The organism is Bradyrhizobium sp. CCBAU 45394, assembly GCF_028128655.1.
GTDB lineage: Bacteria > Pseudomonadota > Alphaproteobacteria > Rhizobiales > Xanthobacteraceae > Bradyrhizobium > Bradyrhizobium diazoefficiens.
This window is the reverse complement of the sequence record NZ_LBIX01000171.1, coordinates 1-22,664: the sequence shown is the minus strand read 5'-3', so window position 1 is coordinate 22,664 and position 22,664 is coordinate 1. Positions and strand designations below refer to the sequence as shown.

Annotated in this window: 22 protein-coding genes and 1 pseudogene; 12 read left to right on the top strand and 11 right to left on the bottom strand. The window is 65.2% G+C overall.

The genetic code is table 11. The features are described from left to right. Positions 1–52: 52 nt before the first annotated feature. The 5 genes from WN73_RS28090 to rpsT all read right to left on the bottom strand — a co-directional run bounded on the left by WN73_RS28090 (position 53) and on the right by rpsT (position 6,702). The gene (locus WN73_RS28090) at positions 53–796 is read right to left on the bottom strand and encodes a hypothetical protein (protein ID WP_028172551.1); all 744 of its coding nucleotides are present in this window, start codon (positions 794–796) and stop codon (positions 53–55) included. Positions 797–908: 112 nt separating this feature from the next. After that, positions 909–2,045 carry a DNA replication/repair protein RecF gene (recF, locus tag WN73_RS28085; RefSeq protein WP_028172552.1) on the bottom strand — a complete coding sequence of 379 codons (1,137 nt, stop codon included), beginning with the start codon at positions 2,043–2,045 and terminating at the stop codon, positions 909–911. Positions 2,046–2,245: 200 nt separating this feature from the next. Next, positions 2,246–3,364 (bottom strand): DNA polymerase III subunit beta, encoded by a 1,119-nt coding sequence (dnaN, locus tag WN73_RS28080; RefSeq protein ID WP_011083651.1) that lies wholly within the window; start codon positions 3,362–3,364, stop codon positions 2,246–2,248. Positions 3,365–3,742: 378 nt separating this feature from the next. Further along, positions 3,743–5,155 (bottom strand): chromosomal replication initiator protein DnaA, encoded by a 1,413-nt coding sequence (gene dnaA, locus WN73_RS28075; protein ID WP_028172553.1) that lies wholly within the window; start codon positions 5,153–5,155, stop codon positions 3,743–3,745. A gap of 1,280 nt (positions 5,156–6,435) precedes the next feature. Beyond that, on the bottom strand, positions 6,436–6,702 hold the full coding sequence (gene rpsT, locus WN73_RS28070) for a 30S ribosomal protein S20 (protein WP_011083654.1): 267 nt from the start codon (positions 6,700–6,702) through the stop codon (positions 6,436–6,438). A gap of 361 nt (positions 6,703–7,063) precedes the next feature. On the opposite strand from rpsT, the gene WN73_RS28065 reads away from it, so the two are divergent. From WN73_RS28065 to WN73_RS28055, 3 genes are all read left to right on the top strand, one after another. Next, the gene (locus tag WN73_RS28065) at positions 7,064–7,381 is read left to right on the top strand and encodes a hypothetical protein (RefSeq protein WP_011083655.1); all 318 of its coding nucleotides are present in this window, start codon (positions 7,064–7,066) and stop codon (positions 7,379–7,381) included. Between the two features lie 144 nt (positions 7,382–7,525). Further along, positions 7,526–8,182, top strand: a complete 657-nt coding sequence (msrA, locus tag WN73_RS28060) for a peptide-methionine (S)-S-oxide reductase MsrA (RefSeq protein ID WP_011083656.1) — start codon at positions 7,526–7,528, stop codon at positions 8,180–8,182. A 350-nt stretch (positions 8,183–8,532) separates the two neighbouring features. Next, entirely contained in the window at positions 8,533–9,237 is a 705-nt protein-coding gene (locus WN73_RS28055; protein ID WP_231166607.1) for a polysaccharide biosynthesis/export family protein, read from the top strand. Between the two features lie 143 nt (positions 9,238–9,380). Here WN73_RS28055 and WN73_RS28050 read toward each other — a convergent pair whose 3' ends face one another. From WN73_RS28050 to WN73_RS28035, 4 genes are all read right to left on the bottom strand, one after another. Continuing rightward, complete coding sequence (locus WN73_RS28050) at positions 9,381–9,863, bottom strand: hypothetical protein (protein ID WP_028172555.1); 483 nt, start codon at positions 9,861–9,863, stop codon at positions 9,381–9,383. Between the two features lie 214 nt (positions 9,864–10,077). Next, positions 10,078–10,752, bottom strand: a complete 675-nt coding sequence (locus WN73_RS28045; protein ID WP_028172556.1) for a dienelactone hydrolase family protein — start codon at positions 10,750–10,752, stop codon at positions 10,078–10,080. A gap of 160 nt (positions 10,753–10,912) precedes the next feature. Next, positions 10,913–11,254, bottom strand: a complete 342-nt coding sequence (locus tag WN73_RS28040) for a hypothetical protein (RefSeq protein WP_028172557.1) — start codon at positions 11,252–11,254, stop codon at positions 10,913–10,915. A 25-nt stretch (positions 11,255–11,279) separates the two neighbouring features. After that, on the bottom strand, positions 11,280–12,044 hold the full coding sequence (locus tag WN73_RS28035) for an alpha/beta fold hydrolase (RefSeq protein ID WP_028172558.1): 765 nt from the start codon (positions 12,042–12,044) through the stop codon (positions 11,280–11,282). A gap of 319 nt (positions 12,045–12,363) precedes the next feature. On the opposite strand from WN73_RS28035, the gene WN73_RS28030 reads away from it, so the two are divergent. The 3 genes from WN73_RS28030 (at position 12,364) to WN73_RS28020 (ending at position 16,639) form a co-directional block, all read left to right on the top strand. Next, the gene (locus WN73_RS28030) at positions 12,364–12,855 is read left to right on the top strand and encodes a (2Fe-2S)-binding protein (protein WP_028172559.1); all 492 of its coding nucleotides are present in this window, start codon (positions 12,364–12,366) and stop codon (positions 12,853–12,855) included. After that, positions 12,852–15,146 carry a xanthine dehydrogenase family protein molybdopterin-binding subunit gene (locus WN73_RS28025; protein ID WP_028172560.1) on the top strand — a complete coding sequence of 765 codons (2,295 nt, stop codon included), beginning with the start codon at positions 12,852–12,854 and terminating at the stop codon, positions 15,144–15,146. Before WN73_RS28030 ends, WN73_RS28025 begins: the two co-directional genes overlap by 4 nt. A 398-nt stretch (positions 15,147–15,544) precedes the next feature. Beyond that, positions 15,545–16,639, top strand: a complete 1,095-nt coding sequence (locus WN73_RS28020; protein ID WP_011083664.1) for an HD-GYP domain-containing protein — start codon at positions 15,545–15,547, stop codon at positions 16,637–16,639. Between the two features lie 115 nt (positions 16,640–16,754). Here the strand turns inward: WN73_RS28020 and WN73_RS28015 are convergent, their stop codons facing one another. Both WN73_RS28015 and WN73_RS28010 read right to left on the bottom strand, forming a co-directional pair. Then, entirely contained in the window at positions 16,755–18,335 is a 1,581-nt protein-coding gene (locus WN73_RS28015; protein WP_028172561.1) for an ATP-dependent acyl-CoA ligase, read from the bottom strand. Between the two features lie 218 nt (positions 18,336–18,553). After that, on the bottom strand, positions 18,554–18,964 hold the full coding sequence (locus tag WN73_RS28010; RefSeq protein ID WP_011083666.1) for a VOC family protein: 411 nt from the start codon (positions 18,962–18,964) through the stop codon (positions 18,554–18,556). Positions 18,965–19,090: 126 nt separating this feature from the next. Between WN73_RS28010 and WN73_RS28005 the strand changes: the two genes are divergently transcribed. The 6 genes and pseudogenes from WN73_RS28005 (at position 19,091) to WN73_RS27980 (ending at position 22,554) form a co-directional block, all read left to right on the top strand. Next, positions 19,091–20,065, top strand: coding sequence for a Bug family tripartite tricarboxylate transporter substrate binding protein (locus WN73_RS28005; protein ID WP_028172562.1), 975 nt, complete (start codon positions 19,091–19,093; stop codon positions 20,063–20,065). Between the two features lie 150 nt (positions 20,066–20,215). Beyond that, positions 20,216–20,494: a DUF3551 domain-containing protein gene (locus tag WN73_RS28000; protein WP_028172563.1), complete on the top strand. Its 279-nt coding sequence runs from the start codon at positions 20,216–20,218 to the stop codon at positions 20,492–20,494. Positions 20,495–20,589: 95 nt separating this feature from the next. Beyond that, positions 20,590–20,874: a DUF3551 domain-containing protein gene (locus WN73_RS27995; RefSeq protein WP_312000463.1), complete on the top strand. Its 285-nt coding sequence runs from the start codon at positions 20,590–20,592 to the stop codon at positions 20,872–20,874. 37 nt (positions 20,875–20,911) lie between these two features. Continuing rightward, a complete protein-coding gene (locus WN73_RS27990) occupies positions 20,912–21,451 on the top strand; it encodes an ArsR/SmtB family transcription factor (protein WP_271555594.1) in 540 nt (179 codons plus the stop codon). 11 nt (positions 21,452–21,462) lie between these two features. Next, positions 21,463–21,795: pseudogene (locus WN73_RS27985) on the top strand (SRPBCC family protein); the annotation flags it as partial. A 21-nt stretch (positions 21,796–21,816) separates the two neighbouring features. After that, positions 21,817–22,554, top strand: a complete 738-nt coding sequence (locus tag WN73_RS27980; protein ID WP_028172567.1) for a DUF899 domain-containing protein — start codon at positions 21,817–21,819, stop codon at positions 22,552–22,554. Positions 22,555–22,664: the final 110 nt, after the last annotated feature.

Genomic DNA, 22,664 nt, shown 5'->3' with positions numbered 1-22,664 from the left:
GCGCGGCCTCAGACGAGAAGTCGCGGCAGGAACCCGTGAGGTTCAAAAGGGCTCAATACAGCAGGAGCGGCGACCATGCGTCACCGTCGGGCCCGACGGTGAGCTCCCAGGTATCGCCGGCAGCGACGTCGAGGACATTCGTGGTGGCTGGATGGCCCGGCACGCTCATCTCGTAGGAATATTTGCCGGGCTGCAGATCCAGCGACACCGCATGGGCGCCGGCGGCGCGCTTGATGTTCTGCTCATTGATCGTGAGCGTGGCGTCCGTCTTGCTGATATTGGCGAACACCAGCTTGGCCTGGCCGGGTTCGGGCATGACGTTCGCGTCGGTCGCGACCAATGCGTTCTTCTGCACGAGCTTGACCGTGGTGCTGCTGTCCTTGCGGTGGAGCTCCAGCAGCGCTGGTCCCAGCGGGGAGGCGAAGGCGAGCTGGACGTGATCGGCGGCGATCACCGCGCCGTCGCGCTGCTCCTGCCAGCCGAGCTTGCTGAGCTCGGTGCGGTAGAAGGCGAGCACGTTGCCGAGCTCGGCGGGTACGGTGGCCTCCAGTCTGATGCGAAGCGGCGCTTTAACGCCCTGCACCACGGTGGTGTGGGTCCCCCTGTAGCTGTAGCGGGTCGGCGCGGGCAGCTTGGCCTCGGGGTCCGGCGTGAGCTCTGCCGAAAACAGCCGCGGCAGATCCGGCACAAAGGCGCCGGCGGTTGCCGCGAGCATGCAGCTTGCGAGCAGGGCGAGGCCGCACGCAAACGCCCGCCATCGTGCCGGGGCTTGCGCCCCGGACCTTACCGTCCGCATCTCACTCTCCAAGGGATTGCGATTCATGTCATCGCGCAGTCACGGCTGCGACGTCGTCGGCGCGGCCTCCGACAGCTAGTCGCGGCGGGAAATCGTCGGGTTCAATGGCGTTCTAGCGCCGGGCGGAGACGCGTCCGCTCTCGACGTCAAAGACTTCGCCCCCGGCGCCGATCTCGGCGAAAGCGGCGGGGTCCGCGCCGGTCAGCCAGACCTGCGCGCCGAGCTTTTTCAGCTCCTCGAACAGCGCGGCGCGGCGGTTCGGATCGAGATGGGCGACGACCTCGTCGAGCAGCAGCAGCGGCACGATGCCGGTCATCTCGGCGACCAGCGTCGCGTGCGCCAGCACGAGGCCGATCAGAAGCGCCTTCTGCTCGCCGGTCGAGGCATCGCGCGCCGGCATGCCTTTCGGCGCGTAGATGACCTGGAGATCGGTCAAATGCGGGCCGTCGGTGGTGCGGCCGGCGATGGCGTCGCGCGGACGGTTGTCGCGCAGGATCTGGCGGTAGCGGTCCTCGACCGACGTCGCGGTCTCCCGGAGCAGCGCGTTCTCCATCCAGCCGTCGAGCGCGATCTGCGCCGAAGGAAAGGCGGAAGCCTGCGCGCGTGCGTTCAGCATGCCGGTCAGCCTTGCTGCGGTCTGGCCGCGGGTTGCTGCGACCGCGACCGCAAGCTCGGCGGTCTCGCGCTCGATCGCGTCACACCAATGGTCGTCGTAATTGCGCGTCTCGAGCAGGCGGTTGCGCGAGCGGAGGGAGCGCTCGAGCGCGTTGATGCGGCTGGAATGCTCGCTGTCAATGGCGAGCACCAGGCGGTCGAAGAAGCGCCGCCGCTCGGAGGCCGCGCCCATGAACAGCCCGTCCATCGCCGGCGTCAGCCACACCATGCGGATGTGGTCGCCGAAGGCGGCCGCCGAATTCACGGGCTCGCGGTCGATGCGGCAGCGCCGGGTCACGGCAGCGTCGGCGCGCGGCGGCTCGATGCCGGTGCCGAGCGTGGCGAGGCCCAATGCGCCCTCGACCTGCGCAGACACGGCCCAGGAGCCGTCGCCCTGATTGTCGGCAACGTCCTCCAGCGTCGCACGCCGCAGGCCGCGCCCCGGCGACAGGAACGAGATCGCCTCGATGCAATTGGTCTTGCCCGCCCCGTTCGGCCCGACCAGCGCCACCATGTCAGCCGCCGTCTCGAGCCCCGCCGCCCGATAATTGCGAAAATGCGTCAGCGTCAGGCGATGAATGCGGGAGGGGGTCATCAGTTCTTCGTCATGGGCGCGTTCTCCCTTTGCGGGAGCCTGCCGTAGGGTGGGCAAAGGCGCGCGCTTCGCGCGGCGTGCCCACCGTCTTGCCGCGATCTGCGGTGCTGCATGGTGGGCACGCTTTCGCCTTCGCTCTTCGAGCTCCGGCGCAAGCTTTGCCCACCCTACGGCTTCGATGGTTGGCCGAGAGAGGGCCCTCACACCCGCATCGGCATCAGCACGTAGAGCGCGCTCTTGTCGTCGCGGTCCTGGACCAGGGTGGGCGAGCCGGGGTCGGCGAGCCTGAGGGTCGCGACCTCGCCTTCGATCTGGGCGGCGATGTCGAGCAGATAGCGGGAGTTGAAGCCGATATCGAGGGCGTCGGAGGCGTATTCGACCTCGAGCTCTTCGGTCGCGCTGCCGGAATCGGGGTTGGTCACCGACAGCACCAGCTTGCCCGGCGACAGCGACAGTTTCACCGCGCGGCCGCGCTCGCTGGAGATGGTGGAGACGCGGTCGACCGCGTTCTCGAAATCCTTCTTGTCGACGACGAGCTCCTTGTCGTTGCCTTGCGGGATCACGCGGCCGTAGTCGGGGAAGGTGCCGTCGATCAGCTTCGAGGTCAGCACGACGTTGCCGATCGTAAAGCGGATCTTGGCCTGCGACAGCTCGATCGTCATCTCGGCTTCGGTGTCCTCGATCAGGCGCTGCACCTCGCCGACCGTCTTGCGCGGCACGATTACGCCGGGCATGCCGTCGGCGCCCTTGGGCTGGACCAGGTCGAGCTGGGCGAGGCGGTGGCCGTCGGTGGCGACGCCGCGCAGGGTCGCGGCCTTGGCGGTGCCGGCGGCGTGCAGATAGATGCCGTTGAGATAATAGCGCGTCTCCTCGGTCGAGATCGCGAACTGGGTGCGGTCGATCAGCCGCTTGACGTCCTTGGCGGCGAGCGAGAACGAATGCGACATGTCGCCGGCGGCCAGATCCGGGAAATCATTCTCCGGCAGGGTCTGGAGCGTGAAGCGCGAGCGGCCGGCGCGGATCGCCAGCACGGCGCGGTCGCCGTCGGCCTCGAGCACGATCTGGGAGCCGTCCGGCAGCTTGCGCACGATGTCGTAGAACATGTGCGCCGGCACCGTGGTGGAGCCGGCAGTCGCGGTTTCCGCGGGCAGCGTTTCCGTCACCTCGAGGTCGAGGTCGGTCGCCTTCAGCGACAATTTCGCGTTCTCGGCCCGGACCAGCACGTTGCCGAGGATCGGAATCGTATTGCGGCGCTCGACCACGCGGTGGACATGACCCAGCGATTTCAGGAGTTGCGCGCGTTCGACCGTAACCTTCATTGCACTACTCGCCCGATCCCCAAGATGAAAAAAGCCGGGCGGCCGAAAAGCGCGCCGCGGCACCGAAGACCCCGACAGGCCAGGGTCTCCAGCCGATATGACCAAAGCCGTCAGGGTCGCGCAAGGTGGCGCGGATGGCCCCCGGTTTCAAGGGATCGGGAGGCAGTTCCCCACGATTTACAGGCAAAAACACCCGCCGCCGCTCAGGCATAGGTCTGCTCCCTCGCCCCGCTTGCGGGGAGAGGGTTGGGGTGAGGGGGAGTTTCCGCAAGGGAGGTGAGAGTTGGACGCGCCGAGAGTCCCCCTCACCCGGAATCCGCGCTGCGCGCGTATTCCGACCTCTCCCCGCAAGCGGGGAGAGGTGAAAGAAATAGGCGTTTATTCCTGAAGCTGGCGCTTCAGCGACTCGACTTCCTCCGACAGCGCGGTGTCCTTGGAGACCAGCGCCTCGATCTTGCGCACGGCGTGCAGCACCGTGGTGTGGTCGCGTCCGCCGAAGCGGCGGCCGATTTCGGGCAGCGAGCGCAGGGTCAGCGTCTTGGCGAGGTACATCGCCACCTGGCGCGGACGGACCACGTTGGCGGTGCGGCGCGAGGACAGCAAGTCGGAGCGGCTGACATTATACTGCCGCGCCACCACGCGCTGGATGTCCTCGATCTTGATCCGCTTCGGCTCCTGCGGCCGGACCAGGTCGCGCACCTCGCGCTCGGCCATCTCCAGCGTCACCGGCTGGTTGTTGAGCTTGGAATGCGCCAAGAGCCGGTTGATCGCGCCTTCGAGGTCGCGGCCGTTATGGGTGATGGTGCGGGCGAGATAATGCAGCACCTCCTCCGGCACGTCGAACGTCGCATGATGGGCGCGGGCGGCGGCGACGCGCGACTTGAGGATGCCGTGGCGCAGCTCCTCGCCGAGCGAGCCCATCTCGACCACGAGGCCGCCGGCCAGCCGCGAGCGCACGCGGTCATCCAGGCTTTCGAGATCGGACGGCGGACGGTCGGCCGCGATCACGACCTGGCGGCCGGCGTCGATCAGCGCGTTCAGCGTGTGACAGAACTCGGCCTGAGTGGACTTGCCCTGCAGGAACTGGAGATCGTCGATCACCAGCACGTCGATACCGCGCAGCGCTTCCTTGAAGGCGAGCGCCGTCTGCGTCTTCAGCGCGGCGACGAAGCCGTACATGAACTTCTCGGCCGTGAGATACAGCACCTTACGCTCGTTGCCGGAATTGCCGGCCCAGGTCACCGCCTGGAGCAGATGCGTCTTGCCGAGGCCGACGCCGGCATGGATGTAGAGCGGGTTGAACATGACGGGATCGCCGCGACGTCCTTCGGCAACCTGGCGCGCGGCTGCATGGGCCAGCGTGTTGGAGCGGCCGATGACGAAGCTCGCAAAGGTCAGGCGCGGATCGAGCGGCGAGCCGCCGAGCGCGTCATGATTGGCCGAGACCGGCGCGGTCGCAGTCGAGCGCAGCTCCGGCGCAGGCGCGCGGCGTGTTTCGACCGGCACCGGGGCTTCCTTCGGCGGCGCGACCGGGCGCACCGCGGAGCGCACGGTGAGATCGATGCGATGCACTTCCGGCATCTCGGCCTGCCAGCACGACAGCACGCGCTCGGCATAATGGGCCTGGATCCAGCTCTTCAGGAAGCGCGTGGGAACCGAGAGCCGCACGCTCTCATCCTGCACGTCTTCGAGATCCATGCGCGCAAACCAGCTCGTATAGATGTCTTCGCCGACGCTCGAGCGCAGCCGACCCTTCACGCGTGACCAGCGATCCTGTTCCGATGTGTTCATCGTCAAAACTTCTCTTGAGAGATTTAGTTGCGTTGTGAGCGCCATGCAGGGTTCCTGCCATAGGGTTCCTGGCATGGCGCGACCTCAAAGCGAGTCCATCGTCAGGCATGGCTCGACCGTTCGGCGAGAACGCCGCGTCCGATCAGCGATGTCAGAGATGGAGGGGTCGCGAGGTCAGCGCGTACTCGGCGCTCCGTCACACGCGGGAGGCTGGGTGTCCGACGGATTTAAAACGGCATCGTTGGAATGGGAAACCTGTTTCAATACCGCGTTCTGTCCGTAAGACATGATACCTCCCCGTCCTGCCGTGATTGCTCACGGCAAGGTCCTGCGTGTCCTGAAGACATCCGCGGCTAAAGTCGCCGATGTCCTGCCCGTCTGCACTGTTCGTTCGCCCGGCTTCGCCAATCACGCGTGTCGGGGTAGTCTCAAGATGTCTCTCGTTTGCGCTTGGATCTCGCTTGGAGACATTCAGACAAAAAGCTACCATTCCCATGTTGCTATGGGTTTTGAACCGACAATCGCTTGTTGAAGCGTCGCCAACGTGCACACCGCCGCCGATTTGCACGCTCGCCCCGTTTCCAAAACCGCGCTGGTCTCAAGATCGTGGGCGCCGCGAACGACTTAAGGAATACACTAAGCGGAAAGACTCGCAACGAAATTGATTCACACTCGATGCATCAAAAAACTTGACCAGCGTTAACGCCGCGCGCGACTTGTGCACAGGCTCGTGACCAAGTTTTTGGATTCGTGCACAGAATCGAAAATGCGCCGCGTCATGTGACAAATCCTCGTCACAGCCAAAAATTTTTTACAAAATCGTCACGCGCGCGACGTGCAGACGAATTTTCCAAATGCTTGCGATCGCTATGTCGATAAGTGATTAGCGAGACACCGTTTTTTGAGTCTCGTTTCACAGGGTAACTCCATCGCACGATGTGTCCCGGTGAAACTACGGTGTGCAGAACCTGGCGCGCGTGCAGGTGCGAGTTGGGCCCGCCTCGCAAGGGTTTTTCGCAGCGCAGCGCAGCGAAAGTTTCCGCTGTTGCAATATCACCCGCAACGAGGCTGGAGGTAAAATTGCGGAACGCATCATAGTGCGGAGATGCAAATCCTCCAATCGAGGATTGGCGCGTGACTGCTTGCGTGAATATGACAGGCAGCAAAAAGCCCGGCGCGAGGCCGGGCTGATTGACGAACGTGATGTCGAGCGGATCAACCGATCGGATGATTGCAACCAGTCGCTTGGCGAGCCTGGTCAGCGAACTTGCTTCGCGAACTTACTTGGCGAGCTTGGCGATCTGCGCGGTGAGCCGCGAGACTTTGCGGCTGGCATTGTTCTTGTGAATGATGTTGCGCTGCGCGGCGCGCATCAAGGCGGGCTCGGCATTCGCCAGCGCCTTCACGGCGGCGGCGCGGTCGCCGGTCTTGATGGCTTCCTCGACGTTGCGCACGGCGCCACGCATCTGGGTGCGGCGCGACTTGTTGACGGCGGTGCGGCGGGCGATCTTGCGCGTCGCTTTCTTGGCGGAGGTGGTATTGGCCATGGTCTCAATGTCCTTTGCGGGTACCGGTCGCGTCTTGGTCGGGTAGCGCCGGCTTGCTTGACCGCGTAATCGACGCTCGGATTTAGGGTGTTCGGTTCAAGGCTGTTCCCGGAACATGAGGCCTCAAAGAGCCTGCAACTGCTCAAAGAACAGCGGCGGCAGGATTGCGCCCGCCGCCAGTTGGCGCCCTTATAGAGAGGGTCTTTGGCACCGTCAACGCTTTCAAGACCCGGAAAACCGGCTCTGGCGGCCTGAATGGGTGCCGTAACGCCCTGAAGAGGTTGAATTTCTGCCGTCGCCCGGCTATTGGCTGGCGGCGTTTCTTTGGGTCCTCCGACCGGACGACCATATAAGGTGAGGCATGATCCGCGGCTTTTTCCGACTGATTGGGCTGTTGCTGCTCGCCGGCGGGTTCATCTTCATGGTCTATGACGGCGCCCGCTGGGTGGCCGACCAGACCCTCAAGTTCACCCGGTTCGGCCAGTTCTGGAACGACATCAATCAGGCCAGCCAGTCGGCGTTCCGGACCTGGGTCGAGGCCAAGGCGCCCTGGCTCTGGACCTCGGTGATCCGCCTTGTGCTGGATCAGCCGGTGTTCGCCGTCCTCGGCATCCTGGGCATCCTCCTGATGATCCTGTTCCGCCCGCGCAAGCCGCTGATCGGCTATTCCCGGGACTGAGTCCCGCGCGCGGCGCCGCGTAACAAGGCTGCCCCTTCGCGCGTAAACGCCTATATTCCCACCTGATCGCGAGCACGCCGCCTGAGCGCCTGGCTTTTCAAGTCGGCACAAGCGACGGACAGCTCGTTCTTCGGAGATCCGACCATGCTGTTCATGCGCAAGACCACCGCATTGCCGAGCGCAACTGAGGCGCTGCCGGGCCGTGCGCAAGCCATCCCGACCGCGAGCACCCATTTCGTCAACGGCAGCAAGTTGCAGCCGCCTTATCCCGCCGGCCTCGAGCAGGCCGTGTTCGGGCTCGGCTGCTTCTGGGGCGCCGAGCGCAAGTTCTGGGAGCTTGGCGATGGCGTTTACACCACCGCCGTCGGCTATGCCGGCGGCCACACGCCGAATCCGACCTATGAGGAGACCTGTTCGGGACGCACCGGCCACACCGAAGTGGTGCTGGTCGTGTTCGATCCGAAGAAGGTCTCCTACGAGAAGCTCTTGAAGACGTTCTGGGAGAGCCACAACCCGACGCAGGGCATGCGCCAGGGCAACGACGTCGGCACGCAGTACCGAAGCGCGATCTACACTTACTCGGATGCGCAGAAGAAAGCGGCCGACGAGTCGAAGGCGCTCTACCAGAAGGCGCTCGCGGCCAAGGGCCTCGGTGCCATCACCACCGAGATCGCGCCCGCCGGCGCATTCTATTTCGCCGAGGACTACCATCAGCAATATCTGGCGAAGAACCCCGCCGGCTATTGCGGCCTCGGCGGCACCGGCGTGTCCTGCCCGATCGGCGTCGGTGTGAGCGCGTAAGTCAGCTCCGGACTCGCTGCACCTCTCCCGCTTGCGGGAGAGGTCGGCGTGCCCGGGCGATGCGAAGCATCGTCCCGCGCGCCGGGTGAGGGCTCTATCCCCTGGGGGATTGTCCCGTTGTGGAGACACCCTCTCCCCAGCCCTCTCAGCGCGAGCGAAGCTCGTCGCGCCCCGCATCCGCCTTCGCCAAGGCTTCGGCGGACAAGAGCGGGAGAGGGAGCGCAGTGTGCCCGTTGCTCGCGGCGCTCCAGCCCCCTCAACGCTTTATTAACCATAACCGGTGCATCACTGGAGCCGTCTCGTTTCGAGGGATAGGTCCGGTGCCGGTTGCACGCGCGTTTCGATGGTCGATGTTGGCAGCGTCCGCCGCGCTTGCCCTTGGCGGCTGCATGCAGACCGCCGGCCCCGTCGCGGTGATGCAGCCGCGCGCCGATCTCGATTCGATGGCCTACGGCCAGCCCTACAACGCGCCGCAGCCGGTTGTCGTCGCCGACGGTGGCGGCGCCATCGGCGCGCTGCGCAACTCCTTTGCCTCCGCGCCTGCGCCGATGCCGGTCGGCTACGCCGCGCCGATGGGAGCGCCGGTCCGTTATGACGCCTCCTACCATCTCGATGCCGGCGACAAGCTGCGCGTCGTGGTCTACGGCCAGGAAGGTCTCACCAACAGCTACGCGATCGATGCCGGCGGCTCCATCACCATGCCGCTGATCGGCGCGGTGCCGGCCCGTGGCCGCACCACGGCGGGCCTCGCCGGTGAAATCGCCGCGCGCCTGCGCAACGGCTACATCCGTGAGCCCTCGGTCGCCGTCGAGATCGAGGCCTATCGCCCGTTCTTCATTCTCGGCGAAGTCTCGGCGCCCGGCCAATATCCCTACGTGCCGAACATGACGGTCGAAAGCGCCGTCGCCATCGCCGGCGGCTTCTCGCCCCGCGCCAAGCGCGACGTAGTCACCGTCACGCACACAGAAGCCGGCGGCTCGATGCGCGCCGTGGTTCCGCTCGGCACGCCGTTGGCACCGGGCGACACCGTGTTCGTCGGCGAGCGCTGGTTCTAGCTCTCTCGTCATTCCGGGGCGCGCGTAGCGCGAGCCCGGAATCTATTTCTCCACCATCTCTGACGCACGGTGGATTCCGGGCCTGCACCGCTGCGCGGCGCATCCCGGAGTGACGGCAGGGATGATGTCGGCGACCTCGCGACCTATCTCCTGAAATCCAGCCGCCCTTCCGGAAAACATCCGTCGATGCGCGCGGCATCGACCACGCGCCCGACCCACGGCCGCGTGATCGCAGGGTTGGTCAGGTTGATGTACTTGCCGACCAAGCGATCCGCGCCCTCGCGCACAGCGTCGATCAGCCCGTGCCGGCGGCCGTTGTCCCAGTCGAAACGCAGATAGATCCGGTTCCCCGCGACGCGAATTTCCGCGCGGCCCTGCTTCCACATCTCCGGCGTATCGCCCGCGATGGTTGGATCGGCGCCGCCGTTCCAGCGGCTTGCCCAGATGCCTTCAAGCGGATCGGCGCGCGAAGAAATGTCTGCCCAATGCGCCGCATTGACGTCGGCTGCATCGCCGGAAAGCGTGGCGGCCGCGGCGTAGTTCATGACGTCAGAATCGTCCGGGCCGGGGACGTCCATCGTGCCGAAGGGGTTGCGGATGACGAGGTTCGTGTTGACCTGCTGCATGACGATCTCCCGGCGTGTGTTGGCTTGATCGGCCAGCTCTAGCGCCGGGGGCAAGGTGCGGCCACCCGATTCCCGCTCTCTCCTCTGGTCATTCCGGGGCGCGCGTAGCGCGAACCCGGAATCCATCGCGCCTCCGACTTTGACGCATGATGGATTCCGGGCCTGCACCGCTTCGCGGCGCATCCCGGAATGACGGAGGAGAGAGTCGCCCGCGCTACTTCGTCAAATGCTTCGCGAAGAATTGCATGCTGCGTGGCCAGGCGATGTCGGCACTCGCCTTGTCGTAGCTCGCGCGCTCGTCGCAATGAAAGCCGTGCTGGGCGCCGGGATAGATGAAGACCTCCACGTCCGGCCGTTTCGCCTTGACGGTCTCGACGTCGGTCAGGGGAATGCCGGCATCCTTCTCGCCGAAATGCAGTTGCGTCGGCACCTTCGGCGTCTCGTCGGCAAAGCGCACGACCGCGCCGCCGTAATAGCCGATCGCGGCCTTCAGGCCCGACAGCCGCGTCGCTGCGACGAAGGCGACGCTGCCGCCGAGGCAAAAGCCGATGATGCCGACCGGGCCGACGCCCTTCACCGCATCGATCGCGGCTTGGGTGTCGCGCAGCATCGCGGCCCAGTCGGGACTGGCCACGAACTTGCGCGCCTCGGCGATCTCGTCGGGCGTATAGCCCGACTGGAAATTGGGCGAGGTGCGGTCGAAGATCGACGGCGCGATCGCGACATAGCCTTCGCTCGCCAGCCGATCGCAGACCGAGCGGATGTGATGATTGACCCCGAAGATCTCCTGGATCACCACCACCGCGCCCTTCGGGCTGCCTGCGGGATCGGCGCGATAGCCGCCCAGCTGGAAATTGTCGGAGGCCGTCAGTCTGATGTCTTGTCCCACGCGGGTTGTCCTTCTTTGTTATTGCGAACTCAGCTCTCTCCCCTCATCCTGAGGAGCGCGCCCTTCGCGCGCGTCTCGAAGGATAGAGGCCGAGCTGCGAGAGGCGGGCCTGCATGGTTCGAGACGCGCGTTCCGCGCTCCTCACCATGAGGGGTGACAGTTATTCCCACATCCAGTTCTCGCCGTAGTCCTCCTTCCATCCCGCCAGCCGTCCGTGGCGGAATTGCAGGAACAGGCGGTGGCGGTAGGGGATCAAGCCGCTGCCGCCGATGTTGCGAAGCGCGAGGTAGATCTCGTTGCCGGGACGTCCCCGTACATATTGCAGCGGCTGCCCCAGGGCTCGCGCGCTCTGCTCGGCGTCCATGCCGAAGGCGAGCGGTGTGTTGTTCGACAAGGTCGCGACGAAGGGCCGGCGCGGCGGCATGGTGCCAAACGGCTCGGCCTGCACAGGCGCCGAGAAAAGTGTCGCCACGACGCCCGCAACCAACATCGCTCGCTTCATCGCCTCAGGTCCCCGTCCGGCCGGCCTATTGCGGCAAGTTCTTCAGGAAAGGCACGACCGCGTCAACAAAAGCCTTGGGCTGATCGATGTTGACGGCGTGTCCGGCGGCGGGGATCACGACCTTTTGTGCGCCGGGGATCTTGGCCGCCATGTAGTCGGATGCGGCCAGGAACGGCGTGTCGTCGGCGCCGACCACGATCAACGACGGCACCGTGATATCGGGAAGCAGCTCGATTACCTTCGCATCGCGCTGGGTCAGCATGCCGCGTGCGGCGAGCGCCAGCCCGCTGGCGTTGCGATGACTAGCGGAGGCGCGCTCGTGCGTCGCCGCCTTCAGCACGTCGAGACCTTCGCGCTCGAGCCTGTCGGCGGTGGCAAGCGCCCGTGCGTTCCAGGCCTCGCGTGCATCGTCCTTCTTGAAGCCCGGGCCGGTGTCGATGATCAGCAGAGCGCGGACGCGTTGCGGATAAGCACGCATGAAGGCGAGCGACATGTAGCCGCCGAGCGACAGCCCGCCGATGACGGCGCGCTTCGAGCCGACGGTATCGAGGATCGCCGCCATGTCGCCGACGGTGAGCGCTTCGCTATAGGCCTTGGGATCGTCGGGATAGTCGGACTGGCCGTGGCCGCGCATCTCCCACAAGACAAGCTTGTGGTCCCTCGCCAGCGCATCGACCTGTTCATGCCACATCGCCGAGGTCGATGAGTAGCCGTGCGTGAGCAGCAGCGGCGGCCCGTCGCCATGAACCTCGTAATAGATTCCGACGCCGTCCCGATCGATCTTCGGCATTTCTCCCGCCTTTATTGTTTGTTTCGTCGCGGCCATCCTAGCCGCCGGGTTACCTCGAAGAAACCGCCTGAAGGCGATGGCATGTATGCTTGACGCGAGGTCTGCCGTTTTCCTTTGCATCATGCGCGCTGCGTCAGTTCCGTTCTCGCAACGCACAACATGCAAAGGCCGAGATGGCTTCGATCAATTCCAGATTGCATTTGCCTCTGCAGCGGAACGCGATCATTCTTGCGATCAAGGTTGACGCCAGCCCGGTGGGCGTCCGCCAATACAAGTTGCCGCCGTAAGCGGCTTCATGCACCGGCAGGGGAAGACGCCTATGCCAACTCTCACCATCAACGGGCGGAGTCTGTCCGTGGATGCGGCGAACGACACGCCGCTCCTCTGGGCTATCCGCGAGCAATTGCAGATGACCGGCACCAAGTTCGGCTGCGGCGCCGGCCTGTGCGGTGCCTGCACCGTGCACGTCAACGGCGAAGCCGTGCGCTCGTGCCAGACCATGGTCGGCGATGTTGCCGGCAAGAAGGTCACCACCATCGAAGGCCTCTCCGCCAAGGGCGATCATCCGCTCCAGAAGGCATGGATCGCCGAGCAGGTTCCGCAATGTGGCTACTGCCAGTCCGGGCAGATCATGCAGGCAGCCTCGCTGCTCGCGAAGAATGCCAATCCGACCAAGGAAGAGGTCGTCGCACACATGGACGGCAATCTCTGCCGCTGCATGACCTATTCGCGGATACAGAAGGCAATCATGCGTGCCGCAACCGAGATGCGCACTGCATCCGCCTCCGGCAATGAGCGGAGGTCCACATGAATAAGCACGTGAACAACGTCGCCCCCGGGACGACCGATCTCAGCCGCCGCTCCTTCCTCGTCGGCACCGCCGCGTCCGGCCTCGTGCTCGGCTATGCCGGCATGCCCGGCATCGATCCGGCGTCGGCCGCCGCGCCCGCCAATTTCGAGCCGAGCGTCTGGTATGCGATCTCGCCTGACGGTCTCGTCACCGTGACCTGCGGCAAGGCCGACATGGGCCAGCACATCGCCTCCACCATGGCGCAGATCGTCTGCGAGGAGCTGGGCGCGAAATGGAGCGACATGCGCGTGCAGCTCGCCTCCAACGATCCGAAGTTCAACGATCCCGTTCTGGGGGCGCAGATCACCGGCGGCAGCTGGTCAACCATGATGAATTTCGAGGCGATGAGCCGGGCGGGCGCTGCCGGCCGCATTGCGCTGACGGAAGCGGCGGCCGCAGCCATGGGCCTGCCGCCCTACTTCAAGGACCAGCTGGTGGTGCGCGACTCCATGGTCTCGCATCCGAAGTCGAAGAAGCAGATGTCGTTTGCAGACATCGTCAGGAGCGGCAAGGCGACCAAGACCTTCACGCCGGACGAGCTCAAGGCGATCAAGCTGAAGACGCCGGATCAATACACCATGATCGGCGTGTCGGTGCCGCAGCTCGACATCCCCTCCAAGACCAACGGCACCGCCAAGTACGGCATCGACGTGATGCTGCCGGGCATGGTCTACGGCAAGGTGGTGACCCCGCCGGTGCGCTTCGGCGCCACGGTGAAATCGGTCGACGACAGCGAAGCAAAGAAGGTGCCCGGCTTCATCAAGGCCATCATCCTCGACGACAAGACCGGAACCACCTCCGGCTGGGTGGTCGCGGTGGCCGGCACCTATGCCAACGCGCGCAAGGCGGCGGATGCGCTGAAGATCGCCTATGACGGCGGTCCGAACGCCAAGCTGTCGAGCCAGTCGCTGCTCGACGAGGCCAAGCGGCTCCAGGGCCTCGAGGATTCCGGCCAGTTCTTCGTCAAGGACGGCGATCCCAATGCGGCCTTCGGTTCGGCGGCCAAGGTCGTGGAGGCCGAGTACACCACCAGCATCAACATCCACGCGCCGCTGGAGCCGATGAACGCCACAGCGGAGTTCAAGGGCGACATCCTGCACATCTATTCCGGCAACCAGTTCGCGACGCGCTCCGGCGCGATCGCCGCGGGCGCGGCCGGGATTGATCCGAAGTTCGTGGTGATGCACCAGCATTGGCTGGGCGGCGGCTTCGGCCGGCGTCTCGATGCCGACATGATGATTCCGGCCGTGCAGGCGGCAAAGGCGGTCGGCAAGCCGGTGAAGGTGATCTATTCGCGCGAGAACGACATGACGATGGATTTCTCGCGTCCGCTCACCTACCAAAAGGTGAAGGCCGGCGTGGACGGCGACGGCAAGCTCATCGCGCTCAGCCACGACGTCGTCTCCGCCTGGCCGACCGCGCGCTGGGGAATCCCCGATTTCCTGACGCCATCGGTCGACAAGAAGGGGCCGCTCGACAGCTTCACGGTGAACGGTGCCGACTTCTTCTACACCGTGCCCAACCATTATGTGCGCGCGATCAAGAACGAGCTCGCGCACAATGCGACGCCGTCCGGGCAGCTTCGCTCGGTGGCGCCCGGCTGGACCTTCTGGGCGGTCGAAAGCATGATCGACGAGATCGCGGCTGCGACCGGCAAGGATCCCGCGCAGTTCCGCATCTCGCTGCTCGACGGTGCCGGCAAGAACGACGGCGGCGCGCAGCGGCTGCGCAACACGCTGCTCGCCGCAATGGGACTGTCCGGCTACGGCACCAGGCAACTGCCGAAAGGCGAGGGCATGGGCGTCGCCTGCGTCTCGTCGCAGGAGCGCGCGACCGCAAGCTGGACGGCGTGCGTCGCCCACGTCGCGGTGGCGCCGTCGGGCGAGGTGACCGTGAAGAAGCTCACGGTCGCAACCGATGTCGGCACGCAGGTGCATCCCGACAACATCCGCGCCCAGGTCGAGGGTGCGGCGCTGTGGGGCCTGTCGCTGGCGATGTACGAGAAGGCGACGCTCAAGGGCGGTGGCATCGAGCAGACCAATTTCGACAGCTACACGCCCTTGCGCATGAGCCAGATGCCCGAGGTCGCGGTCACCGTGATCGCCAATGGCGAGAAGGCCACCGGCGTCGGCGAGCCGGCGGTGACGGTGATCGCCCCCGCCATCGGCAACGCCATCTTCAACGCCAGCGGCGCCCGCGTGCGGGCGCTGCCGATCACGGCCGAGGCCGTGAAGGGCGCAATGAAGGCGTAAGCCGGTCGAAGGCGGCCAGAGATCATCCGCCGGAGGGCAACTTCCGGCGGATTGGTTGTTATGCGGAACGCCGCATCCACATATTCACTGTCATGCCCCGCGCAGGCGGGGCATCCAGTACGCCGCGGCCTTTCCGTATCCTCACGCTGCCTCTGGAATACTGGATCACCCGCCTTCGCGGGTGATGACAGTGGGACCCAAATTCCCCTTTATCTTCAATGGCCGTTCTACTGTGCATGGGGTTGTTTTCACCGTTCTGCAGTTCCCTTGCCGGTAACCGAAATCCGTAAAATTGCGCGCAATTCCGGAAGGTTCCATTGAGTACGCCTCTTAAGGGCCGGAGAACCTGATCCGGCTTAGGCTTTCGCCCGAAACACTCCCGTTCTCTTGGGGAAGCCATGAACGCCTCAGTGAAACCCGCCGCCAAACGCCGGCTTCTGCTCGCCTCCGACCGGAGCGACGAGAGCACCGAGCTTGCCAGCATCCTGAAGGCGGTCGGCGACGTCTCGACGGTGACGACCCAGGACATCCCCGAGAAGCCCTCGCGCGATCTCTCCGGCCTCGTGGTCGACATCAATCTGCGCTCGCCCGAGAGCGTGCAGCGGGTGCGCAACAAGCTGCGCGGCGATGCCTATCGTTCGATGCCGCGGCTGTTCGTGCTCGCCGATGCCCTGCACCACGGCACCATGCAGGCCTGGGCGCTGGGCGCCACCGACACGATCTCGCGGCCGCTTCAGGCCGACGCGATCCTGCAGCGCATCCGCGCCGCATTTCCCGACACCGCCACCTATGACGCGACCGATCGCGGCAAGACGCTCAACCGCGGCGTCGAGGCGGCGCACGCGGTGCTCGCCAAGATGTTCGAGAAGCTGCCTCTCGGCGTGCCCCTGACCTTCGACGACGTCATCGCCGCCGAGAGCAAGATCCTGAAGGCGATGAAGCACTCCTCGCTGCGCGAGTGGCTCACCACGGTCGGCTGCCACCATGTCGGCAGCTATCGCCACTGCCTGTTCGTCACCGGATTTGCGGTCGCCTTCGCGCAGCATCTCGGTATGCGCGAGGACGACCAGCGCCGCCTGACCCGTGCCGCGCTGCTGCACGACGTCGGCAAGGCCTTCGTTCCCTCCGCGCTGCTCGACAAGCCCGGCAAGCTGACCGACGAGGAGATGGACGAGGTCCGCCAGCATCCGCGCCGCGGCTATGATGCGCTCGCAGCCCAGGGCGGCTTCCCGCCGGAGATGCTCGACGTCGTGCTGCATCACCACGAATTCCTCGACGGCAGCGGCTATCCCAACGGCCTGTCGTCGAACCAGATCAGCGACATCGTGCGGCTGACGACGATCGTCGACATCTACGCCGCCCTGGTGGAGAAGCGCGCCTACCGCATGCCCTTCACCCACTCCCGCGCCTTCACGATGATGGAAGGCATGGGCGGCAAGCTCGACCAGCAGCTGCTGCAGGCGTTCAGGCCCGTGGCGCTGGGGTCGTTTTGACTTCTTGACGAGTCATTCCGGGGCGCGCGCAGCGCGAACTATGGTGCGCAGTTGCGCACCTGAGAATCTCGAGGTTCCGGGTTCGGTGCTTTGCACCGCCCCGGAACGACTGTGATCACCCCACCATCTTCCTCAGCTCCGCCTTCGCCACCTTCTCCAGCGTCGAGCGCGGCATGTCGTCGACCAGCCTGATCTCGCGCGGCACCTTGAAGTCGGCGAGGCCTTTGCGGCAGGCGGCCATCACGCTGTCATGCAGGTCCGGCGCTGCACCCGCGACGCCGCCGTGCGGGATGATGAAGACGACCGGCACCTCGTCCAGCATCGGGTGCTTCTTCGCCACCACCGCCGCCTCGCGCACGCCGGGGACGAGCGCGATCACCTGCTCGATCTCGGAGGCCGCGACGTTCTCGCCGCCGACCTTCAGCATGTCCTTGGCGCGGTCGCCGAACCTGATGAAGCCGTTCGCCAGCCGCTCGACGCGGTCGCCGGTGAGGAAGAAGCCGTGCGTGTCGAAGCTCTCGCGCGTGGCTTTCTCGTTGTGGAGATATTCGGCGAACAGCGACAGGCCGCGGATGCCCTTGATCGAGAGATTGCCGGTGTCGCCGACCTCGGTCGGCCGTCCGTCATCGTCGGTGATCCGGATCTGGTACTCAGGCGCGGCGCGGCCGATCGACATCGGGATGTTGGGCTGATCGACCTCGCCGACGATGCCGTGGGTGATGGTCTCGGTCATGCCCCACCAGCCGATGATCTTGACGCCGAACGCGGCAAAGGCCGGCGGCTCGTTGACGGCGCTGCCCCACAGGCGGAATTTGTGGTCCTTCGGGATCTCCTGCTCGAGCAGCGCCTTCATGCAGAAGGGAATGGTCGAGGTCCAGGTCGAGCCGTGCTCGCGCGCGACGCGCCAGAACCGGCTTGCGGAGAAGCGCGGCTGAATCACGCAGGTCGCCCCGACCCAAAGCGTCGCCAGCATGGAGTAGGCCAGCGCGTTGGTGTGAAACAGCGGCAGATAGGCCTGGTGCACGTCGCCGGCGTGCAGGTCCTCATGCGCGGCGTTGATCTTGGCGCCCCACAGCGCGTTGGCGTGGGTCCACAGCACCGCCTTCGGCCGCGATGTCGTGCCGGAGGTGTATTGTACGCTGCACGGCGCGAGCGGATCGGCCATGCGCCCGGGACGGTCGGCGCTGTCGGCGAACAGCGCCCCGAAGCTGTCGTCGTGCGCGACGGGCTGTGCCGGCGCCGCGCCCGCATCGTGCGAGGTCACCGCGATCCAGCGCAGATTGCGGCAGTGCTTTGCAAGGATCTCGGCGTAGGACGGTTGCGTGATGGCGGCAACCGCGCCGCAATGATCCGCAAAATATTCCATCTCGGCCGGCGCCGAACGCGTGTTTGTGGTCACTGCGATGGCGCCCAGCTCGACGCAGGCAAACCAGGCCAGCAGCGCCTCGATGCAATTGTCCAGGTGAATGAGCACATATTCGCCCGGCCTGACGCCGCGCTTCGCCAGCCCCGCCGCGAGCGCGCCGACCCGCTCGTGAAACTCGCCATAGCTCCAGTGCCGCGCCGGCGCGTCGAACGGCGCCCAGATCAGGAAGGGATGAGCGCTGCGCACCTCGGCGCGCATCTTCAGGAGCCACGGCACATCCAGCCCGTCAAACGGGCCCACGATTCCGGCTGCGGTCTGTTGATTGGGCATGCGTCCTCCCGTGCAGCCTGCATCTTGATGGCGGCCGCCTTTTGATTATTGCGTCTTCCTGCCACCGGACGGCGCGGGGAGCAAATCGGGGGCGGTGTGCGCTGTGCAGTGGCCGCGCGCTCGTTCTCTCATTCGTCATTCCGGGATGGTCCGAAGGACCAGACCCGGAATCTCGAGATTCCGGGTTCGATGCTTCGCATCGCCCCGGAATGACGAGTCTAGTTTTCGTACGACGAGATCTCGATCAGGCTGCCGTCCGGATCCCTGCAATAGACCGAGCGCAGCGTGCCGCGGGCGCCCTGCTTGGGAACCGGGCCTTCCTCGATCGCGACGCCATGTGCCTGCAAATGCGCCACCACCTCGTCGGGCGCGGCGGAGGTGAGGAAGCACAGATCCTCGCTGCCGGCGGTCTGGTGATCGGCGGTGAACCACTCGACCTTGTCGGCATCGCGCGGCCGGACGTTGATCTTCTGGTTACCGAATTGAAGGGAAGTCCGCGGCGCTTTGCCGCCGCCGGGGTCGAACACCTTGACTTCCATGCCGAGAATCTTGCGGTACCACTCCGCGGTCACCGCGACGTCGGCGACGTTGATCACGAGGTGATCGAGGGCCTCGACCTTGACCGGCATGCCTTATCCTTTCGTCGCCATGTGCGTTGCGCACTTTCCGCGTGCTTCCGGCTTTGTTACAACGCCGCCGACGACGCTTTCAAGATATCTGGCTTTCAAGAACAACACGTTGGGAGAACCCTTGAAATGATCACTCGCCGTACCGCGCTGGGCCTGCTTGCCGCCACTCCTCTTGCAGCCAGCCCGCTGTCGAAGGCGCTTGCCGCCGATTATCCGGCTCGCCCGGTGAAATGGGTGGTCGGCTATCCGCCGGGCGGCGCCACCGACATCCTGGCACGGCTGATCGGCCAGCGGCTGTCGGAAAAGTTCGGCCAGCAATTCGTGATCGAGAACAAGCCGGGCGCCGGCAACAATATCGCCACCGAATCCGTGATCAATGCCGAGCCCGACGGCTACACGCTGCAGCTGGTCAATCCGGCTAACTACATCAACGCCTCGCTCTACACCAACCTGAAGTTCAACTTCGTGCGCGACATCGCGCCGGTCGCCTCGTTCCAGCGCGTGCCGAACGTGATGACCGTGAACAAGGACGTGCCGGCCAAGACCGTCGCCGAGTTCATCGAATACGTGAAGGCCAATCCCGGCAAGGTCAATATGGCCTCGTCAGGCAACGGCACCTCGGTGCACCTGTCCGGCGAGATGTTCATGGCGATGACCGGCTGCAAGATGCAGCACGTGCCCTATCGCGGCGCGGCGCCCGCGATCACCGACATGCTCGGCGGTCAGGTGCAGGTGATCTTCGACAACATGCCCTCGATCATCCAGCACATCCGTTCGGGCAGCCTGCGTGCGATCGGCGTCACCACCGCGCAGCGCTCGCCGCAACTGCCCGACGTGCCGGCGATCGGCGAGACCGTGAAGGACTACGAGGCGAGCGCGCTGTTCGGCATGGGGGCGCCGAAGAACACGCCGAAGGAAATCATCGCCAAGCTCAACGATGAGATCAACACGCTGATGAAGGAGCCCGACATGACCAAGCGTCTGGTCGAGCTCGGCGGCGAGCCGCGGGTGCAGACCCCCGAGGCGTTCGGCGAGGAGATCAAGGCCGAGACCGAGAAGTGGAAGAAGGTCGTCGAGTTCGCCGGCCTGAAGGTCGAGTAGCGATCTTGTGATGATCGGAATTGGAGCCCTGCCGTTCGGCAGGGCTTTTTTTCTTGCGCGCGTTGTCTCGTTGATCTGGAATAAAGCGGCCCGGCGAAACCTGATGATGTATGGCGCCGTATCTGGCGCCGTGAAGAGAGGAGTTGGGACATGCGCAAGACGCAACTGGTCCTGCTGACATTGGGTGCGACGGCCCTTGCCGGTGTCGTCACCGTCACGCCCGCCGCGGCGCGCGACTATCCCTGGTGCGCCCAGGGCGGCGAATATGATTATCCCGGCGAATGCGCCTACAGCACCTACGAGCAGTGTCTGGCCAGTGTGTCCGGCCGGCTGCTGTACTGCGGCCCCAATCCGCTCATGGCCTATGGCCAGGTGCCGCAGCGCCAACCGCAGCCGCGCCGGCGCACGCGGCCCGTCGCGCCGTACTAGCCGCACGAAGTCATCTCGAAACCCGCAGCGGCGCATTTTCGCGTGATCGCTCCGGAATAAACTGGCTCCGCGAGCCTTTCTCTCTGTGAGGTCGCATGTCGCGCGGCGAACATGGGAGATCGGTCATGCGCAAGGCGCAACTCGTGCTGGGCACCATGGTCCTTGTGTGGCTCGCCGGCGGCAGCCCGGCGCGGGCGGACTATGCGTGGTGCATTCAGGATTCGGAATATGGCTATCCCGGCGACTGCTCCTATCAAACCCGGGAGCAGTGTCTGCTGAGCGCCTCAGGCCGCAAGGGCTTTTGCGGTCAGAATCCCGCCTTGGTCACGCGAGCGCCACCTCAGCCGGCTCCACGAGCCCGGCACGCTCCGCCATACTAGCGGCGCCTCTCATTGACGTCTGCCTGATCACCTGATCGTGCAGATCCGGGCGCGCGGGTTCCCGCTTGACGCCTTCTCGTTCACGTCTATACTAAACCACATGGTTAAGTATCAGGACGAGACGCTGGACCGGACCTTTGCGGCGCTATCCGACCCGACGCGGCGCGCGCTTCTCGCCCGCCTCGGCGAGCAGGACAGTCTGTCGGTGAGCGAGCTGGCCGCGCCGTTTCCGGTCTCGCTGCCGGCGATCATGAAGCATCTCGATGTGCTCACGGACGCAGGCCTGATCGTGCGCGAGAAAACCGGTCGCACGGTCTCGTGCCGGCTCACCGCGCAGCCGATGGAGCAGGCGATGAACTGGCTCAATCGTTACGCGCAGTTCTGGTCCGACAATCTAGATCGTCTTGCCGCCTTCGTGGAGGAAGAGACATGGCCAACACAGCCGTCAACGCCGATTCCCGCAGCGCCGGGCGCCCGGCAGAACGTCCAAGCGAACGTCCAAGCCTCACGCTCACGCGCCGGCTCCGCGCGCGGCCGGAAAAAGTCTACGCCGCCTGGACGCAGGCCGCGCAGCTAGCGCAATGGTTCGGGCCGCCGAACATGAAACCGGCGACGCTGACCGCCGAGCTCGACGTTCGCACCGGCGGTCGCTACCGCATCAGCTTCGTCAGCGACGACGGCGAATATTTCGAGGCCGGCGGCACCTATCGCGAGGTCGTGCCGAACGAGCTTTTGGTCTTCACCTGGGCCTGGCACTCGACGCCCGAGCGCGAATCGCTGGTCACGATCTCGTTCAAGCCGGATAGCGCCGGCACGCTGATGATCTTTCATCACGCCCAGTTCTTCGACGAGGCCGCACGCGACAACCATCGGCGGGGCTGGAGCTCGTTCCTCGACAAGCTCGATGCCTTCGTCGCCTGATTTCTGTCAGAGGAGACCGTCATGCAACCCCATCAGATCGTATCGCGCGAGCAATGGATCGCGGCTCGCAAAACCCTTATGGCGCATGAGAAGGAGCTTACAGCGGCTCGCGAGCGCCTCGCCGAGGAGCGCCGCGCGCTGCCCTGGGTCAAGGTCGACAAGGACTACGTGTTCGACGGACCGAGCGGCAAGGTGACGCTCGGCGATCTCTTCAAGGGGCGTCCGCAGCTCGTCGTCCAGCACGTGATGTTCGCGCCCGACTGGGAAGCGGCCTGCAAGAGCTGCTCGTTCTGGGCTGACGGTCTTGATCGCATGGTGCCGCACCTGGCCGCACGCGACACCGCGACGGTCGCAATCTCGCTGGCGCCGATCGCAAAGCTCGAGGACTTCAAGACGCGGATGGGCTGGACCTTCGACTGGGTCTCGTCGGGAAGCAACGACTTCAACCGGGATTACGGCGTGACGTTCTCGCCGGACCAGATCGCCACGGACAAGCCGATGTACAATTTCGGCACCACGAAGATCTACGGGCCGGAGCTGCCGGGCATCAGCGTGTTCTACCGCAACGAGGCCGGTGAGATCTTCCACACCTATTCCTGCTTCGCCCGCGGCCTCGACATGATGAACGCCGCTTATCAGTACCTCGACCTCACCCCGCTCGGCCGTCACGAGGAGGGACTGCCCTATCCGATGGATTGGGTGCGCCTGCGCGACCAGTACGAGCCGCAGGCGGAGAAGGGTGCGTGCTGCCACGGGTGAGGGGGCGGGGACGCCCTGCCCACGTCAAAGGTGTCATCGCCCGGCTTGATGTTCAGCCCGGGCACATAGCTTACACCTGTTCGGGGAGATGGTTGACACTTTTGGGGTTA

Coding starts and splice junctions, on each gene's coding strand:
- WN73_RS28090 (WP_028172551.1), bottom strand. CDS start 796: ATGCGGACGGTAAGGTCCGGGGCGCAAGCCCCGGCACGATGGCGGGCG.
- recF (WP_028172552.1), bottom strand. CDS start 2,045: ATGACCCCCTCCCGCATTCATCGCCTGACGCTGACGCATTTTCGCAAT.
- dnaN (WP_011083651.1), bottom strand. CDS start 3,364: ATGAAGGTTACGGTCGAACGCGCGCAACTCCTGAAATCGCTGGGTCAT.
- dnaA (WP_028172553.1), bottom strand. CDS start 5,155: ATGAACACATCGGAACAGGATCGCTGGTCACGCGTGAAGGGTCGGCTG.
- rpsT (WP_011083654.1), bottom strand. CDS start 6,702: ATGGCCAATACCACCTCCGCCAAGAAAGCGACGCGCAAGATCGCCCGC.
- WN73_RS28065 (WP_011083655.1), top strand. CDS start 7,064: ATGATCCGCGGCTTTTTCCGACTGATTGGGCTGTTGCTGCTCGCCGGC.
- msrA (WP_011083656.1), top strand. CDS start 7,526: ATGCTGTTCATGCGCAAGACCACCGCATTGCCGAGCGCAACTGAGGCG.
- WN73_RS28055 (WP_231166607.1), top strand. CDS start 8,533: ATGTTGGCAGCGTCCGCCGCGCTTGCCCTTGGCGGCTGCATGCAGACC.
- WN73_RS28050 (WP_028172555.1), bottom strand. CDS start 9,863: ATGCAGCAGGTCAACACGAACCTCGTCATCCGCAACCCCTTCGGCACG.
- WN73_RS28040 (WP_028172557.1), bottom strand. CDS start 11,254: ATGAAGCGAGCGATGTTGGTTGCGGGCGTCGTGGCGACACTTTTCTCG.
- WN73_RS28035 (WP_028172558.1), bottom strand. CDS start 12,044: ATGCCGAAGATCGATCGGGACGGCGTCGGAATCTATTACGAGGTTCAT.
- WN73_RS28030 (WP_028172559.1), top strand. CDS start 12,364: ATGCCAACTCTCACCATCAACGGGCGGAGTCTGTCCGTGGATGCGGCG.
- WN73_RS28025 (WP_028172560.1), top strand. CDS start 12,852: ATGAATAAGCACGTGAACAACGTCGCCCCCGGGACGACCGATCTCAGC.
- WN73_RS28020 (WP_011083664.1), top strand. CDS start 15,545: ATGAACGCCTCAGTGAAACCCGCCGCCAAACGCCGGCTTCTGCTCGCC.
- WN73_RS28015 (WP_028172561.1), bottom strand. CDS start 18,335: ATGCCCAATCAACAGACCGCAGCCGGAATCGTGGGCCCGTTTGACGGG.
- WN73_RS28010 (WP_011083666.1), bottom strand. CDS start 18,964: ATGCCGGTCAAGGTCGAGGCCCTCGATCACCTCGTGATCAACGTCGCC.
- WN73_RS28005 (WP_028172562.1), top strand. CDS start 19,091: ATGATCACTCGCCGTACCGCGCTGGGCCTGCTTGCCGCCACTCCTCTT.
- WN73_RS28000 (WP_028172563.1), top strand. CDS start 20,216: ATGCGCAAGACGCAACTGGTCCTGCTGACATTGGGTGCGACGGCCCTT.
- WN73_RS27995 (WP_312000463.1), top strand. CDS start 20,590: ATGTCGCGCGGCGAACATGGGAGATCGGTCATGCGCAAGGCGCAACTC.
- WN73_RS27980 (WP_028172567.1), top strand. CDS start 21,817: ATGCAACCCCATCAGATCGTATCGCGCGAGCAATGGATCGCGGCTCGC.